Here is a 19,093-nt window from a genome sequence, read left to right on the forward strand (position 1 = left end):
ATCTACGTTATATTCATAAGTGACCGTTAAATTAACTAGTGGGTGAAGTCATGATTAAACAAATTAAACAGCAGCAAGGCCTTGTAAGCGATAGTTGCACAGAATGCGGAAGTTACGTCGATATTGGTGCCGTAGTTGAGGCAGAAGATACATTATTAGTGCTTAGTTTTGCTGGTGACGATGCATTGTCACAAGCTCAAGCGATGCAGGAAATTGCTCAGCAACGTTTTGCTGATACAAAAGCTGTCATTATTGATGCCGATAATACCATTGAACTCAAGCTTGATTTCGCTTTTAGTGTAGAGAAAATGATTTTTCAACTTGAAAATCAACTGTAGATCTTTCTGCAGTTTAATGAAAAGAAATATTGGTTATATGTTTGTTGTTAAAGATTTTTATTCGAGTATACCTCGCGTAATATTAATCCTAGTAAAGCGTAACAATGTATTACCAAAGGATTGCTGTTTTTAAGTATCGCGTGTAATCTGCGTTACTTAACTAAAGACATAGTAGCTTTTGCTAATGTAACTTTATGATGCCTTTAACGCGAGTTTTGCTCTCTAAGTATTGCTGTAACATGTTGACTCACACTCTGAATACCAAAACCAATAATGATAGGTATTTTGAGTTACAAACGTTATAGATTTAGGAAATGAAACCATTTTTTTCGGGATGTAAATGAGTCGAAGAGAACACCAGCACTTATTGGAATTAATTGTAAATTCCAGTGCAAAACAACAAGGTGATTTCACCAAAACCGCAGAGCTGGTTTGTCAATTGCTGCGGGATTATTTTAAAGCATCATTTGTGTCTGTTTGGTCATTACGACATAAAAATAATGATGGCTTGCTGGTTGATGAACGCCTTATTTCTGAGCATGCATTGGTTGCAAGTGATGTGGACCAGACGCTGGTGTATACCTCCCATTTGAAACAAATGACCATTGATCCACAGTACATCAACGAATTACGTTGTCATCGCTACATATTATCTACCGACAATGCTCATATTAACCTCGTCGACACTTTTTCTGATTACTACCAACACCACAATATTGTTACCAGTATTGATATTGCCATCCGAATTAATGGTCATATCGAGGGCGTATTATCGGTGGAAAGTTGCCAACAGATTCAATGGGGTAAATTAGACATTCAGCTTGCAATCCAATGTGCAGATCAGCTGGCGTTAGCCTTGTCTACACGTTATACCTATGACAGTAATGAACAAATTCATTTGTTACGCAATGCCACAGAGCAATCAGAACATGTTGTTATGCTGGTCAATATCGATAGTCGTATTATTGAGTATGTGAATAGTGCTCATCAAAAAATGACTGGATTGCTTCGCAATAACGTTGAACATCATAGCGTTTCTAATCTCGATATTTTTAGAAACGCTCCTAAACTACTTGATCATATCATCGAAAAATTACGCGCTAGTGAAGTTGTGGAAGGCGAACTTAAACTGACACGCACCGATGGCAGTGAATATTGGCTAAAGTATCATATTAAGCCGTTTGTCACCGAACAAGGTAAACATTATGCGCTAGTTTCCAGTTATGATAATTCCGCAGCATTTTTACATAAAGTGGCATTAGAACGTTTGGCTTGGCATTGTGCGTTAACCGGTTTGCACAATCGTAGTCATTTTACCCCCATACTTGATCGCGCTGCTGATGGCATATTAATCCTCATTGATTTATTGGGCTTCAAGCGTTTTAACGATACTCATGGCCATGAAGATGGCGATGCTTTACTGATTGAGATAGCACGACGATTAAAACATTTTGCAACGTCTGCCAATGCGATTGATGTCGCAAGGATCGGTAGCGATGAGTTTGCGGTGTTATTGCCTCCAGTGACTTCTGAAATCGAAGTCGAAGCCATTATTAGCCGTTTGTATATGAATTTGGCGGCGCCATCAATGATCTCCAGAGCCAAAATACAACCTAACCCCGCTATTGCCGTGGTAGACATCAAGTCTGTTGTGGGCTTATTTACTCCGTTATCCTGTGCGGATATTACTTTGCAATATGCCAAGAAGAAAAACGATAATAATTACCAATTTTTTAATGAAGCGTTACTTGAAACATTTACCACTAAAGCGGAAATAGAGCGAGATTTGCAGCATGCGATTCGCGGCCGTGAGTTTGAGCTGTACTATCAACCTTTGATGGATCTCCAGCATCATCAATACATTGGTGCTGAAGCATTAATTCGCTGGAATCATCCTAAAAAAGGGGTGCTGTATCCGGGCACGTTTATTGAAATAGCAGAACAAACCGGGATGATTAATCAAATTGGTGAATGGGTATTAGAGGCGGCCTGTAAGCAATTAAATTTATGGCAACATAAAAACGTTAACATTACCATGCATGTCAACGTGTCAGCGCGACAATTTTTTAGTGGCAATTTGTATGAACTCGTATGGCTATTAATCACCCGCTATCGAATTAAGCCCAATACATTGATCCTTGAAATCACTGAGACTGAACTCATGGGTGACATTCGCTATGCGATTAATTTATGTCATGAGTTGGCAGAATTAGGTGTTGGCTTAGCGATTGATGATTTTGGTACTGGTTACAGTTCGATGAAATACCTTAAACAGTTTCCTATTTCCAAATTAAAAATAGATCGCTCATTCATTATGGATATATCTTCCAGCCGCGAAAGTCGTGAGATTGTCAGTGCCATCATCGCTATGGCGAAAGCACTGAACATTTCATTAACCGCTGAAGGGGTGGAAACGACAGAGCAAGAAGCCTTTTTAACCCTAAGCGGTTGTCATCAAGCCCAAGGATTTTTGTATAGCCCTGCAATACGGGTGAATGATTTTGGTTTATTTATTAATAACCACCAGTCTGCGACTACAGTTAACATGCAACCTGAATCATTTATCGCTTAGTTTTGAGATTTTGTTAGTGTTTATCTTTCATGTGACATTAAGACATTTTCTAGTTCAGTAACACATTAAGGTAAGTTGGAGAGCGTCTTTTTACTTATACACTAGGGTGGTTCCAAGCGATGTTTGAACTAAAGCGGTGAACGATTTGCATGAATTAAAAAGGAAGTCATGCATCTAACTTCCTGTTATTTAACTGAGTCGTTAAGCCTTAAAGTCTAAATTTTTCAATTTCTGCTTTCATCGTTTCGGCTAACTTAGCTAATTCATTACTGGCGGCACTGCTTTGTTCCGCTCCGGCAGCGGTTTGATTTGAAATGTCACTGATACTCGTAATGTTGCGGTTTATCTCTTCTGTCACCGAACTTTGTTCTTCCGCTGCTGTGGCGATTTGTGTATTCATGGCATTAATTTGATCAACACTGTCAGTTATTTCAGCTAATGCATCACCCGCTTTTTGTGCTTCCGTTGCCGTTTGTTGTGCATTTTCAGCCCCTTGCACTAAACGTTGAGTCGCATCTCGGCTAGCTTTTTGTAAGTTTTGAATCGTTTTCTGTATTTCTTGGGTAGACTGTTGTGTACGACTGGCCAAGGTTCTAACTTCATCCGCTACCACAGCGAATCCTCGACCCTGCTCACCAGCACGAGCCGCTTCTATGGCCGCATTTAATGCTAATAAATTCGTCTGTTCAGAGATGGCTTGGATTACGTCGACAACACTGCCAATATCTTCAGCATGTTGTGCCACTGATTTCATTGCTGAGACTGACTCTTGCATTTCAATCGATAAGCGTTCAATTCTGGCAATACTCTCTTTAACCACCTGTTGCCCTTTAGACGCAGCATTATCTGTATGTTCAGAGGCTTGAGCAGCCGAACTGGCACTCTGGGCCACATCATGTACCGTTGCGGAAAACTGATGGATAGCGCTAGCAATACTCTGAGTTTGTTGTTGCTGTTCGAGAATATTTAGTTTTGTTTGCGCCGCAACTGCCGAGTTTTCTTCTGATGCGCTTGCCAACAAGAATGTAGATTGGTGCATTGATTTAACGATACTTTGAAAACTATAAACAATCTGATTTACGTAAGTAGCTATGTGGGTAAATTCATCGTTCCCCGTCAAATGGATCCGTTGGGTCAAATCACCCAAGGAAATTTTATTCGCGCTATCTTCTAAATGCTGTGATGCCAATTTGATGCGTTTAATAATCACTAAGGATAAAAAGGTGATAATTATCATACTCAACAGCACTGCTATGATTACCTTTATCCGGAACGTACTAATATTCTCCTCTGATTGTTCAAAATTAGCTTTTGCTTCAGCAATTTGTATATCCAGAAAGCCTTGGGCCTCTGCAGAGACTGATTTGAAAACAGGATTAATATCCTTTAATAGAATCATATTTGCTTGTCTGAATCTGCCCGCATTTAATTCTACCAATGCCCGATTAAAACCGTTATCTGTGATGACATCAAGTTGATGAACCAATCTGTTAACTTGGGCTCTTTCATCGGCATTTAAATTGGAGCTTAGAATTTCATTATCAATAATATCATGGAGTATTTTCAACGATTGATTAATATCATTAATGTGTATGTCAGTTGGGTGATCATGGAGTTTGGCAAATTCTGATGAGGGATCATGCTGCAAGGATAACAACAAGGCACTTCTTGCATTGCCTAACTCATCTAAGACTTTGCCGGCTCGAATGGTATGTTGCATGCCCTGCGAGTATAGGTCATCAATTGAGTTTGTGGCTTGTTGCATACCTGATATACCTTGATATGCTAAAAATAATAGTGCGCCTAAAGTGATTAACATGCTCAACGTCAAGCGAGCACTAACTGATTGCAGTTTTTCAGTAAACTTGGATGGTTTAGCTTGGCTTGAATCTTGGCTAGGCTGTTGGCCAGATAATGATGTCATAAAATATCCTTTATTTTCGACACAACCTAGTGTGCTCAATATAAATAAGGTAAATAAAACGAATATTACACATTAATTAAATTTATATATGAGAGCTAGCTAACATATTATCAACAACAGCTAATCAACGCTGCCTGACCGATAAGAATTAGACTTTTTAAACTGAGTTGATGACGAAAAGACAAGCGTGATCAGATAAGATTTATTGAGTATGAAGGCGAGGTCATTTCTGCCATATTGGTTACATCTTGAACAGATAGATCAGGTTATTGATCAGCTAAAAAGTGCATTTATGCACTTTTAGCTGATGATATGGCACAGTGATAATTAAGCGGCATTATTGGTTTTGCTGTTTTAACTCATGAGCTTGGCACAGCACTGTTTAAACTTTTTGCCGCTATGGCAAATACAAGCATCATTTCGACCGGGTAAACGATTGTGCATTTGTGTTCCACTAGTATAAAACCAATGGCCATCTTGTTTGATAAACGATGAACGCTCATATATCGCATCGATCTTTTTATCTTCGATAAACCATGCTTTAAAAATCACTTCACCTTTTTCAGCGCATTGTGTCGAAGAAAGCACTTCTAATCCCAACCACTGCGTTTTAAATTGTGCCAGCTGCTTCTCGGTTAATCCCTGTAAATGATCCGCATGATGAGTCACAATTAAATAATGAAATTGCTTTAACACAAAGGCGCTATAACGAGAGCGCATTAATCGCTCTGCTGTGTCAGCCACAGCCTGATTTAGATGAAATGGCTGACAACATTGAGCATAGTCGACGGCGCTGCCACAAGGGCAATACGTGCTGTTAGTGTCTATTAAATCATTATGTTTCATTGAGTTTATTCTTTCGCAGCGGTAATAAATTGGCGACCGTAATAAAGATTGGGGACGGGTTTGGCATCATAGTAAAAATGGGGCGCAGCATGGGTGTTCGAATCAACACTAATTTTCCATTGCTGTTTGTTATCTTTACTAAAAACAGTCACAAATTTACCAGCAAATTCACTGACAGGTTCTCCTGAATCTTTTCCTGGATGAAAACGCACTAAATAATAACCCACATCAGTTGCGCTATTGGGCTCGTTGTGTCGTACCAGTACTCTGAAGTCGACTTCAAGTTTGGCATTTTTTCGTTTAATTTTGTTAAAAAAGTGGCTGTACAGGCTAAGAATATTTTCTTTACCGCTAATGATACCTCGGTCTTGTGTTTCAGAGATATATACAGCATCGTCGGTATATATTTGTTCTATCGCGGCAAGATCTAATTGTTCAAATGCCTGCGTCAATTTTGTAAAATTAGCATTCAACGTTTTATGGGGTATAGATTCTGTTGCATAAACGTTCATGGTGCTTAGGCACACACTAACGGTTAGCAATATCAATAACCTGAGCGTATTCATTAAGGACAATATTCTTTTCAAGGAATGGTTCTCTTTTTTATCTAGTGTAAATCAATAATGGCAAGCGATACCGTAACGATAACTATAAATTAATCATCCACTTTGCTAAAGCATAGAATCTTTACAAAGTATGTTGGAGGTGGCACATGTCGTTAAGTGATGACGAATTATTTTTACAAGAAATGGCCGATGTTAGTCCTCTTAAGCAAGAACATCAGTCGCATACAGACCCAAGATGGCTTAATCCGTTAAGTGTAACAGATGCTCAATTGGCAAAGCGAGCAGCAGCGGAACAACATGAGTTGTTACAGTTATTGCCTACCGATCCTTATTTATTTACAGCGGTTGAGCCCGATGATGTAGTGAGCTATAAAATGGATGGGATTCAAGATGAAGTATTTACCCAACTGCGCCTTGGTAAATACCGATTCAATACCGTGTTGGATTTACATCAATATAGGCTCCCGCAGGCCCGTGAAAGTTTACTTAGTTGCGTGCTAGGTGCTTATGAACGCGGTGAACGTAATATTTTGGTTATTCATGGCAAGGGTTATAAAAGTAAACCTTATTCAGGGTTAATGAAATCAGCGGTATGCCATTGGCTAAGATTTATTGAACCCGTTACCGCGTATCATTCGGCCACAAAAGAATGTGGTGGAGTAGGTGCGGTATTTATCATGCTAAAAAAATCACCGCAAAAAAGAATTGAAAATAGTGAACTGAATAGAAAGGGTCGTGGTTTTAGGTAGGTTTTATCGGGTGTATGTTGCATCGAAAAAGCCAGTCATATTATAAAAGCAAAAAATAATGCCAAAAATTTAACTGCCGATGTTGTTTGGTTGAAAAAATTTGATGGCAAATAACTTTTTCAACTAAGCACTAATTAGCGCTAACATTTGTATTTTGACGATATTTTTACTCATACTCATACTCATACTCATACTCTTAGTCGCTCAAGTCAGCATTACCAGTCGCGCTGTTGGCTGGCTTGTGCGTTTTGCATACCTAGTTATATTTGTAGTGGAGCAAAGCCATATCGTTAAGCTTTTGCAGTCATGTTATCTCACCTGTCACCACTGAATGCTTCAGGCCAAGGTTAACAGGCAGCGATTTTGAACACATACTTGTGTTTGCCTCAAGCGTCTTTACTTCTATAAATACTAACGTAATGAATTGGGCTAGAGTATTGGCAATATCACACTAGGTTTGTATAACGGCAATGTATGGACTAAGCGTTACATAGGCTCTGCGTTGGAATTAATCTCTGCTTCACACTGCTCCGTTGGTTCTTTAACTCCTCGATGCTTTTCTTCTAGATCCCAGCAATCTTGGTTTTATTTCTACGGTTTAGTGGTATCGGTGAATACTTGTCTGTGCAATAGAGCAATCAATAAACTCACAGGCCTAAGGCAATGTTATTTCTAATCGTTTTCATCATAAGCCAATGTCTTTGACGTATTGGGCAGCGTTTAGAGTAAGCCCATTATCTGTCAGTACATAGTGGTATTAGAAAGTGCAATAATGGCTTCATTAACACTGTCTATGGTGGCGTTTTTTAAAAATAAATCCATTTGTGCAATTACAGTGACTGAATTCTCATGTCATAAAGGCGCTGGATCAATTTGAGACGGTCGTTTTAAAGGCAAGTGTATCTAGTGTATGTCCTTTTTATCTGCTGATGTCTGCCAACCACAAAATAGCAAACTTTGTATAATAGTTAACAATTTGGCAGGTTTATTGCTGTTTTTGATGTTGATGTTGTTAAAGAAAGCTAACAATTTCGATTGACATCTGTTCGCTCAATGATTAATTTAAACGGGTGTTTAAATTAACTTGGGTCTTGGAATGGCAAGTCGTACTGATACAAAAACAAGAATACTCGACGCAGCTGAAAAGTTGTTTGCTGAAAGAGGTTTTTCTGAAACGTCGTTGCGACTGATCACCAGTAAAGCTGAAGTCAATTTGGCATCGGTCAATTACCATTTCGGTTCGAAAAAAGAATTAATTCGCGCAGTACTCGCAAGATACTTAGATGTATTTATGCCAAGCGCTGCGATAGAAATTAAACGCATACATCATGCGCCTGAAGATGCGTCATTAAATGAAATTTTTTCTGCTTTAATTAAGCCATTACTCGAGCTTAACAAAGTGCGCAATGGCGGCACGATTATTTTCTTGCAGCTGTTGGGTCGTGGTTACATTGAAAGCCAAGGGCATTTACGTTGGTTTATCACCACGCATTATGGCGAACACTTAGCGACTTTTGTGCAAGCCGTATCGGCCAGTGCACCGCATATTCCCGCAGCTGAAATGTTTTGGCGTTTGCATTTCACCCTCGGGACGATAGTATTTACCATGGCTTCTGCAGATGCGTTAAATGAAATTGCCGCTGCTGAGTATGGTGAACATAACAACATTGAAGCGATTCTTCGTAAAGTCATCCCCTACATGGCAGCAGGTGTTGCTGTTCCTGTGTTAACAAACTAAGAAGGTATAAAATGAGTATCGTCATATTGCTAGTTATAGCGATCATTGTCCTCTTTGGCGTACGTAATATCAGGATGCAATTTATTACGCGTCCAGTATTTTCGTTCTTCAAAAAAGTGTTACCTCCTTTGTCGAGTACCGAGAAGGAAGCAATGGAAGCGGGTGATGTTTGGTGGGAAGGTGAGTTATTCCGTGGTAAGCCAAACTGGAACACCTTACACGGTTACGGTAAGCCAACGTTAAGTGCTGAAGAGCAGGACTTTATAAATAATCAAGTTCAAACCGCATTAACCATGATCGACGATTTTGATATTGTTCATAATCGCAAAGATTTACCGCCAGAGTTGTGGCAGTACTTTAAAGAGCAAGGTTTTTTTGCGTTAATTATTCCTAAAAAATTTGGTGGTCGTGAGTTTTCTGCTTATGCAAACTCAACCATAGTAGCAAAAATTGCTACGCGCAGTGTCAGTGCGGCGGTTACCGTTATGGTGCCTAATTCTTTAGGCCCTGGTGAGTTACTAACGCATTATGGTACTAAAGAACAAAAAGAACGTTGGTTACCTTCATTGGCTGTGGGTAAAGATATTCCATGTTTCGCATTAACAGGCCCAGAAGCGGGCAGTGATGCTGGTGCTATTCCTGATGTCGGTATTGTGTGTCGCCGTGAGTTTGAAGGCGAAGAAACATTAGGCTTAAGTTTAACCTGGAACAAGCGTTACATTACTTTGGCTCCTGTCGCGACGGTTTTGGGATTGGCCTTTCAAATGCGTGATCCTGACGGATTGTTAGGTGATGTTAAAAATATAGGGATCACCTGTGCGCTTATCCCGACAGATCATCAAGGTGTTGAAATCGGTCGTCGTCACAACCCATTAATGATGGCGTTTATGAACGGGACAACCAGTGGTGAAGATGTGTTCATTCCATTGGATTGGATTATTGGTGGACCACAGTTTGCCGGCAAAGGTTGGCGTATGCTGGTTGAATGTTTGTCTGCTGGGCGCGGTATTTCATTACCTGCACTCGCTACGGCATCTGGCCATGTGGCGACCAAAACGACCACTGCTTATAGTTATGTTCGTCAACAGTTCGGTATGCCAATCGGACATTTTGAAGGCGTACAAGAAGCTACAGCGCGAATTATCGCTAATACTTACCAACTTGAAGCTGCTCGTCGTTTAACTACCCAAGGTATCGACTTAAAAGTGAAACCTTCTGTGGTGACCGCGATTGCTAAATACCACATGACCGAGTTAGGCCGTGATGTATTAGAGGACGCGATGGATGTTCAGTCTGGTAAAGGTATCCAATTAGGACCTAAAAACTATCTAGGTCATGCGTATATCGCCACACCTATTTCAATTACGGTAGAAGGTGCAAATATCCTGACTCGTTCATTGATGATTTTTGGTCAAGGAGCAACGCGCTGTCATCCATATGTTTTGGCGGAAATGGAAGCCGCAGCAATGGAAGATGAGACATCAGCTTTAGATCGTTTCGATTCATTGTTACTGGGTCATATTGGTTATGCCATTGGCAATGCATTACGCTCATTTGGTTATGCATTAACCGGAAGTCGTTTAGGCAGTGCACCAGTGAGTGGTCCAACTCAACAATATTATCGTGATATGACGCGGATCTCTTCATCGCTTGCGATAATGACTGATTTATCGATGTTGATTATGGGTGGCGATCTTAAACGTAAAGAAATGATTTCTGCGCGAATGGGTGATGTATTAAGCCAGTTATACCTAGCATCTGCGACATTGAAATTGTTTGAAGATAATGGCCGTCAGCAAGATGATTTACCTGCTGTACATTATGTGATGACAGAGCGTTTACATCTAGCGGCAAAAGCACTTAATGATGCTATTCGTAACTTCCCGAGCAAAATCGCTGCGGTATTGCTACGAGTATTGATATTCCCATTAGGAAATCATTTCAATGCACCAAGTGATAAATATGCGGTTGATTTAGTTACTGGTATGCTCAAACCTGGACCTGCTCGTGACCGTATTACCTTCCTATGCAGTGATGTTGAAGGTGATGAAAGTGGTATCGCTGAAGTCGAGCAGGCTTTCTTGGCAAAATATGCTGCGAAAGATTTGTATAAGAAGCTAAAGAAAGCGCAACGTAGTGGCCATTTAAAATCTAAGCTGCCAATGCTTGAGTTATTTGAGCAAGCACTAGAAAAAGACATTATCACCAAAGCGGAACATAAACAGCTTGTTGAAGCAGATATATTGCGTTTAGCGGCTATCAATGTTGATGATTTTGATAAGATTTAATCAGAATTAATAAAACCCTTTAATGGTTTTATAAAACCTTTGTGTAAATAGCCCTGACTCTGTCGGGGCTTTTTTTTACTATGGCAAAACTAAATTAACAAGTTATCGGTCTGAGAAGATAAATACCAAAGTGCATAACGCAGAATATCTTAAAATACACCCATAAAAAAGCCAATCCGGAGATTGGCTTTCAAGTGCCGAGTCTACTGCAATATACCTGCTATTGAGTATGCCTCATGACATGCAATATCAATTAAGCAACGATCAATACTTTGCAAGTGTTAGTGCCACCAATGGTTTCCATCGCGTCACCTTTAGTCATCAGTACCATATCACCACTGACCAAATAACCTCTGCTAACCATACAGTTTAATGCTTCTTTAGCGAGCTCATCTGCAGGATATGCTGTTGAGTCAAACTCAATTGGCTGTACACCACGGTACATTGCCATGCTGGCCAATGTCTTTTGATGACGAGATAAAGCAAAAATTGGTAAACCAGAGCTGATACGTGACATTAATTTTGCTGTCGCGCCAGATTCAGTTAACGAAATAATGGCTTTAACGCCAGGCAAGTGGTTAGCCGCATACATGGTTGAAAGCGCGATAGTTTCTTCAACTGAAGAGAAACGCTGATCCATACGGTGCTTAGACACATTAACACTAGGATGTAATTCTGCACCTAAACAAACGTTCGCCATTGCCATAACCGTTTCTTCAGGGAAGTCACCAGCAGCGGTTTCCGCTGACAGCATTACCGCATCGGTTCCGTCTAACACAGCATTCGCCACGTCCATGACTTCAGCTCGTGTTGGCATCGGGCTTGAAATCATCGATTCCATCATTTGTGTAGCAGTGATCACGGCTTTGTTTAGTTGGCGAGAACGCTCAATTAAACGTTTTTGCACAGCAACAAGTGCAGCATCACCAATTTCAACACCTAAATCACCACGAGCAACCATGACAACATCTGAAGCGCGGATAACATCATCCATTGCTTCATCAGTTTCAACCGCTTCAGCACGTTCAACCTTAGCAACGATTAATGCGTAGCTACCGGCTTCTTGTGCAAGCTTACGTGCTAGGTCTAAATCAGCACCTGTACGAGGGAACGACACAGCAAGGAAATCAACATTGATCAATGCAGCCGTTTTAATGTCTGCCATGTCTTTTTCGGTAAGGGCAGGAGCGGTTAAGCCGCCACCTTTTTTGTTGATACCTTTGTTGTTCGATAACGGGCCAGCAACAGTAACAGTAGTAAAGACTTTATGGCCTTCAACACGGTCAACCTTCAGCTGCACACGACCATCATCAAGCATTAAGATATCGCCAATGACAACATCATCAGGCAGTTGCTTATAATCAATACCCACTTGATCCTGGTCGCCTTCGCCTTTAGCTAAGTCAGCATCGAGGATAAAGTTATCACCCAAGTTAAGTTTGATTTTTTTGTTATCTTTAAAGGTAGAAATGCGAATTTTAGGACCTTGTAAGTCTCCTAAAATAGCGACATGTTTACCCAATTCTTTAGCAATTCTACGAGTATCCGTAGCACGCTTTAGATGATCTTCTGGTGAACCGTGTGAGAAGTTAAGTCTAACGACGTTAGCGCCTGCTGCGATAATTTTTCGTAAATTGTCATCGCGGTCAGTTGCTGGCCCAAGTGTTGTAACGATTTTAGTTCTGCGGAACATGAGATACTCCGTTAATGATAAGAAAGATTTTGTGTTAAATAGAATTCGGTTATTAAAGTGCTCTTGTGATCTTGGCACTAAAATGATGTCACTATATTAACAGACATTCTCAGTAAATGTAGTAAAGTTACCAACAAAAAGATCGTTTTTAATGTGTAATTTATGTGACAGTTTCGCGGTTTTTACAATAAAAAAGGCCAAACAGAATAAAGTGTTTGGCCTAGTGAACAATAATTGATGGCTATTTATGAGCATTTACACGATCAAATAGAACTTAATTGTGTAATTATTTACCAGTTCTTTGGTAACCTTGGTGCAAAAGTCAGTTTAAAAGGTGGTTATTGTTGTTCAAACGAGCATAAAAATCACGGCTGTACATGAGTGTTAATGTTAACAACCCATCAATTTAGATAGTCATATCCTTGTTTACCCGAGATTCTTTCAATACTTCTTTTACGCGTTTTAAATTATCACGGAAACGCGGACCACGGCGTAAGGTAAACCCTGTCGCGAGTACATCTATGGTAACCAATTGCGCTAAGCGTGACGCCATAGGTAAGTACATGTCAGTGTCTTCTGGTACTTCCATAGTGACAGGCAATGTACATTCAAAAGACAGTGGCGAGTTACGTGCCGTAATGCCGATGACTGCAGCGCCGTTTTCTCGAGCAATACGCGCTATTTCAATCAGTGATTTAGTTCGGCCAGTATGCGAAATTAATACCACTACATCGCCTTCATTACAGTTAATGCAGCTCATTCGTTGCATTAATACATCATCAAAACAAATCACTGGCACGTTGAAACGAAAGAACTTGTTTTGCGCATCATGGGCCACAGAAGCAGAAGCACCAAGGCCAAAAAACGAAATAGTCTTGGCTTGAGTGAGAATATCAACCGCTTTATTAATTGCCGAAGTGTCTAAACTCTGACGAGCCGTATCCAGCGATGCCATTGAAGATTCGAAGATTTTTGTTGTGTATGACTCTGGAGTGTCATCTTCTTCAACGTGTCGACTAACATAAGGTGTGCCGTTAGCAAGACTTTGAGCCAAATGTAACTTAAAATCAGGGAATCCCTTAGTGTCTAATCGACGACAAAATCGATTGACCGTAGGTTCACTAACATCGGCCATCTTTGCTAAGGTGGCAATACTTGAATGTATCGCTGTTTGCGGTGAGGCTAATATGACTTCGGCAACTTTACGTTCAGATTTACTAAATTGGGTAAGGCTTTTTTGAACCTTTTCAAGGGTATTCATAAGCAAGCATCCGCTAGAAAGTAGCTAAAAAGTAGGTAATGTAATTTTATATCATAACTTACAGGAATTACGTGAATTAAGTTATTTATTTACCGTTGATTATCAACTGTAGTTATTTTTCACGACATCGATCACGATTAAATGATTTGTAAGCCTTGGTGTTGGTGGAAAATCATAGCAGATAATAGATACTTGTGACTAGGTTAACAACAATACAAAAATTGCAAATTAAAGATGCAATATTCAAATTCTGTTGTTATATTACAACAAAAGTGTGCTTTTATTCATCTACCGAATTCGAACATGACACACACATATAATTAGGAGAGCTTTCAGCAATGGGCAAATCAATTGGAGCTAAGGCTTGCGACTTCGTACTTTTCGGTACTAAAGGCGATTTAGCTAGGCGTAAATTATTACCTTCTCTATATCAGTTAGATAAAGCAGGATTGCTTGATAAAGAAACCAAGGTAATCGGAGTAGCAAAAGACGCATTCACTCAAGAAGAGTTTGTTGCCCTAGTTACTAAAGCATTAAATACATTTGTTAAAGACGAACTTTGCCCCACCACGTTAGCGCGCTTCCTGAGTCGTTGTCATTATATCGGTACTAATTTTACAGATCCTGAAGGTTATAGTGCCTTCCACGATTTACTTGAACCAAGTAAACGCGTCATGGTGAATTATTTCGCAACTCCTCCTTCTATTTTTGGTGCTATCTGCCGTTGTTTACACGAGCAAAACCTTATTCAATCTGATACCCGTGTTGTGCTCGAAAAGCCAATTGGTACTGATTTAGAATCATCGCATGTGATTAATGACCAGGTTGCCGAGTTCTTTAACGAGAATCAGGTTTACCGAATCGATCATTATCTTGGTAAAGAAACCGTTCAAAATCTCATTGCCCTGCGTTTTGCTAACTCTTTATTCTCTTCTAAATGGGATAACCGCACCATAGATCATGTCCAGATCACGGTTGCTGAAGAAGTGGGTATTGAGGGCCGTTGGGGTTACTTTGACGGTGCGGGTCAAATGCGCGACATGATCCAAAACCACTTATTACAAGTGCTGACCTTGGTTGCCATGGATCCTCCCGTCAATTTAGATGCTGACAGTATTCGTGACGAGAAAGTGAAAGTGCTTAAATCACTGCGGCCAATTAACCAAGACAATGTGTATGAAAATACCGTTCGTGGTCAATACAGTGCTGGTTTCTTAAAAGGTTCACCTGTTCCTGGCTATCTTGAAGAAGAGGATGCCAACACTCAATCCCACACAGAGACCTTTGTTGCTATCCGTGTTGATATTGATAACTGGCGTTGGGCTGGAGTGCCATTCTATTTACGCAGCGGTAAGCGTATGCCCTTTAAGAGTAGCGAAATTGTGGTGTACTTTAAAAATCCACCTCATAACTTGTATCGTGCAAGTTACCGCAATCTGCCACCGAACAAGTTAACCATTCGTTTACAACCTCATGAAGGGGTTGAAATTCAGATGATGAACAAGGTTCCTGGGCTTGAGCAAAAGCAGCGTCTACAAACGACTAAGCTCGATTTAAGCTTCAGTGATACCTTTAAAAACGAACGTATTGCAGATGCGTATGAACGTTTGTTGTTAGAAGCCATGCTCGGAAACCAAGCACTGTTCGTTCGTCGTGATGAAGTTGAGCAAGCCTGGAAATGGGTTGATGGCATCATTCAGTCATGGGAACAAAGTGGTGAAAAGCCTAAATCTTATCCTGCTGGCACATGGGGACCTGTGGCATCGGTCGCATTAATAACCAAAGATGGCCGTTCTTGGGACGAGTAGGGAGCTGACATGATTAAAGATACTGTATTTAAATCCTTCGACAATCCAGCTGATTTAGAAGCCAAACTAGCTGAGAAAATTGCCCAGCAACTACAAAATGCTGTGGATACTCGAGGCAAAGCCAGTTTAGTGGTTTCTGGTGGTTCCACACCATTGAAATTATTTGATTCACTTAGCCATAAAGTAGTCGATTGGGCTGACGTTTACGTCACTTTAGCTGATGAGCGCTGGGTTAACGCTGATGAAAAAGATTCAAACGAAAGGTTGGTTCGCCAGCATTTACTGCAGAATCGTGCCTCCAGTGCCAAATTTCGCGGCTTAAAAAATATGTTTGCAACCCCTGAAGCGGGTTGTGATATGACCAGCGAGTCGTTAGCTAATTTCCCGCGTCCCTTTGATGTGGTGATATTAGGCATGGGCACTGATGGGCATACATGCTCTTGGTTTCCTTGCAGTGCTGAACTCGATAATGCATTAACTACCAAAGATTTATGCGTTGCAGTCAATCCGACAACTGCTCCTCATGCACGTATTAGTTTGTCTAAAGATGCCATTTTAAATAGCCGTCAGATTTATTTGCATCTTGTCGGAGAACCAAAGCTAACTGTTTATCATCAGGCTCTTGAGAATGATGATGTTACCCAAATGCCCATTAGAGCCGTATTAGCGCAGCGTAAAACGCCCGTTGATGTGTTCTATAGCGCGTAAGGAGTTTTACCATGCACTCAGTAGTACAAGCCGTCACCGATAGAATTATTGCACGCAGTAAACAGTCTCGTTCAACGTATTTAACGGCCTTAAATGATGCCAAAGCAAAAGGTGTTCATCGTAGCGCCCTAAGTTGTGGCAATTTGGCTCATGGATTCGCGGCCTGTCAGCCAGCGGACAAAGACTCTTTACGTCAACTAACGAAAGCCAATATTGGTATTGTCACCGCTTTTAATGACATGTTATCAGCACACCAACCTTACGAAACCTACCCAAATATGCTTAAACAAGCGTGTATGGATGTCGGCAGTGTTGCACAGGTTGCTGCAGGTGTACCTGCTATGTGTGATGGTGTGACTCAGGGTCAACCAGGCATGGAGTTAAGTTTACTGAGCCGTGAAGTTATTGCTATGTCTACCGCGATCGGCTTATCGCATAATATGTTTGATGGCGCGCTACTACTGGGTATTTGTGACAAAATTGTACCGGGACTATTAATCGGTGCCTTAAGTTTCGGCCATTTACCTATGCTATTTGTGCCTGCTGGTCCAATGAAGTCTGGTATTCCGAATAAAGAAAAAGCCCGTATTCGTCAGCAATTTGCTCAAGGTCAGGTTGATCGCGCGGCGCTACTTGAAGCAGAAGCTAAGTCATATCATAGTGCTGGTACTTGTACCTTCTACGGTACGGCTAATTCTAACCAGCTAATGCTTGAAATAATGGGCTTACAGCTACCTGGCTCATCGTTTGTTAATCCTGACGATCCATTACGCGATGAATTAAGCAAAATGGCCGCGAAACAAGTGTGCCGTTTAACATCTATGGGCACACAATATACACCAATAGGTGAAATCGTTTCTGAGAAATCAGTAGTTAACGGAATTGTGGGAATTCTTGCAACAGGTGGTTCAACGAACCTGACTATGCACATAGTGGCAGCTGCTCGCGCCGCAGGCATAATTGTAAACTGGGACGACTTTTCTGACTTATCTGATGCCGTGCCACTGTTAGCGCGCGTGTATCCTAATGGTCATGCTGATATTAACCACTTCCACGCCGCAGGTGGTATGGCGTTATTAATCAAAGAGCTACTCGATGGTGGTCTATTGCATGAAGATGTGAATACTGTCGCCGGTCAGGGCCTACGTCGTTATACCCAAGAACCTCGCTTACTTGATGGTCAACTTAAATGGGTTGATGGTGTGACAGAAAGCTTAGACAAAGAAGTGTTAACGCATCTTGATACCCCATTCCAACAGAACGGTGGCTTGAAATTACTCAAAGGTAATCTTGGCCGTGCAGTGATTAAAGTGTCTGCAGTACCCGATAAAAATCGTGTAGTAGAAGGACCTGCGATTGTCATTGATGATCAAAACAAGCTTGATGCGCTATTTCAGGCCGGTGAGCTTGATCGAGACTGTGTTGTTGTCGTCAGAGGCCAAGGCCCTAAAGCTAATGGTATGCCAGAGCTGCACAAGCTCACACCATATCTTGGCACTCTGCAAGACAAAGGTTTTAAAGTTGCATTAGTGACCGACGGCCGTATGTCTGGTGCCTCAGGTAAAGTTCCTGCAGCAATTCATTTAACTCCAGAAGCGCTTGACGGTGGTTTGATAGCCAAAGTTGAAAATGGCGATGTGATCCGAGTTGATGCTTCAACAGGTGAGTTAACCCTGTTTGTTGATGAGAAAACACTGGCAAGCAGAACAGCAGGCGTGGTCGATTTACACCATTCAAGTTATGGCATGGGCCGTGAATTATTCGGTGCATTACGCAGTAGCTTAAGCAGCCCTGAAACAGGTGCCCGCAGTACACATGCTCTTGATGAATTATATTAAAAATAAAGGAAGTCGGTATTATGATTGAGCCTAATAACTGGTTACTCCAGCCACAAGATGTATTTAAACGCAGCCCGATTGTTCCTGTGATGGTGATTAATAAAATAGAGCATGCAGTGCCTTTGGCTAGAGCCTTAGTTGCTGGCGGTATTAGCGTACTTGAAGTAACACTTCGAACACCTTGTGCGCTTGAAGCCATTGCTAAAATAGCTAAAGAAGTGCCAGAAGCTTTAGTGGGTGCGGGAACTATTTTAAATCAGACCCAATTACAACAAGCAATTGATGCTGGTTCACAATTTATTATCACTCCAGGTGCAACAGTTGATTTGCTAAAAGCTGCTAAAAAAGGCACAGTGCCTTTAATTCCTGGTATCGTTAGTATTTCAGAAGTTATGGTGGGAATGGAGTTGGGTTATACTCATTTCAAATTCTTCCCTGCTGAAGCTTCTGGTGGCATTAATGCACTTAAATCTTTCTCTGGTCCACTGTCGGGCATTCGTTTCTGTCCAACAGGTGGCATTAGCCCTGCGACGTATAAAGACTACCTTGCACTGTCGAATGTAGATTGCATTGGCGGTAGCTGGATTGCACCTACAGATGCAGTTGAAAATGAAGATTGGGATCGCATTACCCAACTGTGTAAAGATGCTTTAGCAGCGCTTTAATCTTTACCAATGAGTTTACCGTTGAAAAACCAGCTTATGCTGGTTTTTTTATGTCTTAAATTTGGCTGGGGTCAGTTTGTAGGTGATATAGACGAGTTG

Annotated in this window: 14 protein-coding genes; 9 read left to right on the plus strand and 5 right to left on the minus strand. The window is 41.0% G+C overall.

The genetic code is table 11. From position 1 onward, the window contains the following. Window positions 1-50 precede the first annotated feature (50 nt). Complete coding sequence (locus H5114_RS10005; RefSeq protein ID WP_124014987.1) at window positions 51-338, plus strand: DUF406 family protein; 288 nt, start codon at window positions 51-53, stop codon at window positions 336-338. Window positions 339-678: 340 nt separating this feature from the next. Then, window positions 679-2,910, plus strand: coding sequence for a bifunctional diguanylate cyclase/phosphodiesterase (locus tag H5114_RS10010; RefSeq protein WP_124014986.1), 2,232 nt, complete (start codon window positions 679-681; stop codon window positions 2,908-2,910). Between the two features lie 208 nt (window positions 2,911-3,118). Here the strand turns inward: H5114_RS10010 and H5114_RS10015 are convergent, their stop codons facing one another. From H5114_RS10015 to H5114_RS10025, 3 genes are all read right to left on the minus strand, one after another. Then, the gene (locus tag H5114_RS10015; protein WP_182722827.1) at window positions 3,119-4,834 is read right to left on the minus strand and encodes a methyl-accepting chemotaxis protein; all 1,716 of its coding nucleotides are present in this window, start codon (window positions 4,832-4,834) and stop codon (window positions 3,119-3,121) included. 354 nt (window positions 4,835-5,188) lie between these two features. After that, window positions 5,189-5,680 carry a YchJ family protein gene (locus tag H5114_RS10020; RefSeq protein WP_124014984.1) on the minus strand — a complete coding sequence of 164 codons (492 nt, stop codon included), beginning with the start codon at window positions 5,678-5,680 and terminating at the stop codon, window positions 5,189-5,191. Between the two features lie 5 nt (window positions 5,681-5,685). Beyond that, window positions 5,686-6,246 carry a DUF4440 domain-containing protein gene (locus H5114_RS10025; RefSeq protein WP_124014983.1) on the minus strand — a complete coding sequence of 187 codons (561 nt, stop codon included), beginning with the start codon at window positions 6,244-6,246 and terminating at the stop codon, window positions 5,686-5,688. A gap of 146 nt (window positions 6,247-6,392) precedes the next feature. Here H5114_RS10025 and smrA point away from each other — a divergent pair, with 146 nt between their 5' ends. From smrA to H5114_RS10040, 3 genes are all read left to right on the plus strand, one after another. Next, complete coding sequence (smrA, locus tag H5114_RS10030) at window positions 6,393-6,995, plus strand: DNA endonuclease SmrA (protein ID WP_124014982.1); 603 nt, start codon at window positions 6,393-6,395, stop codon at window positions 6,993-6,995. A 1,096-nt stretch (window positions 6,996-8,091) separates the two neighbouring features. Further along, the gene (locus H5114_RS10035; protein WP_124014981.1) at window positions 8,092-8,733 is read left to right on the plus strand and encodes a TetR/AcrR family transcriptional regulator; all 642 of its coding nucleotides are present in this window, start codon (window positions 8,092-8,094) and stop codon (window positions 8,731-8,733) included. A gap of 11 nt (window positions 8,734-8,744) precedes the next feature. Next, window positions 8,745-11,021: an acyl-CoA dehydrogenase gene (locus H5114_RS10040; RefSeq protein WP_124014980.1), complete on the plus strand. Its 2,277-nt coding sequence runs from the start codon at window positions 8,745-8,747 to the stop codon at window positions 11,019-11,021. 253 nt (window positions 11,022-11,274) lie between these two features. Here H5114_RS10040 and pyk read toward each other — a convergent pair whose 3' ends face one another. Beyond that, window positions 11,275-12,714: a pyruvate kinase gene (pyk, locus tag H5114_RS10045; protein WP_124014979.1), complete on the minus strand. Its 1,440-nt coding sequence runs from the start codon at window positions 12,712-12,714 to the stop codon at window positions 11,275-11,277. Between the two features lie 406 nt (window positions 12,715-13,120). Then, complete coding sequence (locus tag H5114_RS10050; RefSeq protein WP_124014978.1) at window positions 13,121-13,975, minus strand: MurR/RpiR family transcriptional regulator; 855 nt, start codon at window positions 13,973-13,975, stop codon at window positions 13,121-13,123. Between the two features lie 338 nt (window positions 13,976-14,313). Between H5114_RS10050 and zwf the strand changes: the two genes are divergently transcribed. From zwf to H5114_RS10070, 4 genes are read left to right on the plus strand one after another with little or no spacing between them, the layout of a single operon-like run. Continuing rightward, complete coding sequence (zwf, locus tag H5114_RS10055) at window positions 14,314-15,783, plus strand: glucose-6-phosphate dehydrogenase (RefSeq protein ID WP_124014977.1); 1,470 nt, start codon at window positions 14,314-14,316, stop codon at window positions 15,781-15,783. Between the two features lie 9 nt (window positions 15,784-15,792). Continuing rightward, complete coding sequence (pgl, locus tag H5114_RS10060; protein ID WP_124014976.1) at window positions 15,793-16,491, plus strand: 6-phosphogluconolactonase; 699 nt, start codon at window positions 15,793-15,795, stop codon at window positions 16,489-16,491. An 11-nt stretch (window positions 16,492-16,502) separates the two neighbouring features. Then, the gene (gene edd, locus H5114_RS10065) at window positions 16,503-18,329 is read left to right on the plus strand and encodes a phosphogluconate dehydratase (protein WP_124014975.1); all 1,827 of its coding nucleotides are present in this window, start codon (window positions 16,503-16,505) and stop codon (window positions 18,327-18,329) included. A 20-nt stretch (window positions 18,330-18,349) separates the two neighbouring features. Then, window positions 18,350-18,994 (plus strand): bifunctional 4-hydroxy-2-oxoglutarate aldolase/2-dehydro-3-deoxy-phosphogluconate aldolase, encoded by a 645-nt coding sequence (locus H5114_RS10070; RefSeq protein WP_124014974.1) that lies wholly within the window; start codon window positions 18,350-18,352, stop codon window positions 18,992-18,994. Window positions 18,995-19,093 lie beyond the last annotated feature (99 nt).

Source organism: Shewanella sp. SR43-8, from assembly GCF_014163775.1.
Classification (GTDB): Bacteria; Pseudomonadota; Gammaproteobacteria; order Enterobacterales; family Shewanellaceae; genus Shewanella; species Shewanella vesiculosa.

Coding starts and splice junctions, on each gene's coding strand:
- zwf (WP_124014977.1), top strand. CDS start 14,314: ATGGGCAAATCAATTGGAGCTAAGGCTTGCGACTTCGTACTTTTCGGT.
- H5114_RS10015 (WP_182722827.1), bottom strand. CDS start 4,834: ATGACATCATTATCTGGCCAACAGCCTAGCCAAGATTCAAGCCAAGCT.
- H5114_RS10035 (WP_124014981.1), top strand. CDS start 8,092: ATGGCAAGTCGTACTGATACAAAAACAAGAATACTCGACGCAGCTGAA.
- smrA (WP_124014982.1), top strand. CDS start 6,393: ATGTCGTTAAGTGATGACGAATTATTTTTACAAGAAATGGCCGATGTT.
- edd (WP_124014975.1), top strand. CDS start 16,503: ATGCACTCAGTAGTACAAGCCGTCACCGATAGAATTATTGCACGCAGT.
- H5114_RS10050 (WP_124014978.1), bottom strand. CDS start 13,975: ATGAATACCCTTGAAAAGGTTCAAAAAAGCCTTACCCAATTTAGTAAA.
- pgl (WP_124014976.1), top strand. CDS start 15,793: ATGATTAAAGATACTGTATTTAAATCCTTCGACAATCCAGCTGATTTA.
- H5114_RS10020 (WP_124014984.1), bottom strand. CDS start 5,680: ATGAAACATAATGATTTAATAGACACTAACAGCACGTATTGCCCTTGT.
- pyk (WP_124014979.1), bottom strand. CDS start 12,714: ATGTTCCGCAGAACTAAAATCGTTACAACACTTGGGCCAGCAACTGAC.
- H5114_RS10025 (WP_124014983.1), bottom strand. CDS start 6,246: ATGAATACGCTCAGGTTATTGATATTGCTAACCGTTAGTGTGTGCCTA.
- H5114_RS10010 (WP_124014986.1), top strand. CDS start 679: ATGAGTCGAAGAGAACACCAGCACTTATTGGAATTAATTGTAAATTCC.
- H5114_RS10040 (WP_124014980.1), top strand. CDS start 8,745: ATGAGTATCGTCATATTGCTAGTTATAGCGATCATTGTCCTCTTTGGC.
- H5114_RS10070 (WP_124014974.1), top strand. CDS start 18,350: ATGATTGAGCCTAATAACTGGTTACTCCAGCCACAAGATGTATTTAAA.
- H5114_RS10005 (WP_124014987.1), top strand. CDS start 51: ATGATTAAACAAATTAAACAGCAGCAAGGCCTTGTAAGCGATAGTTGC.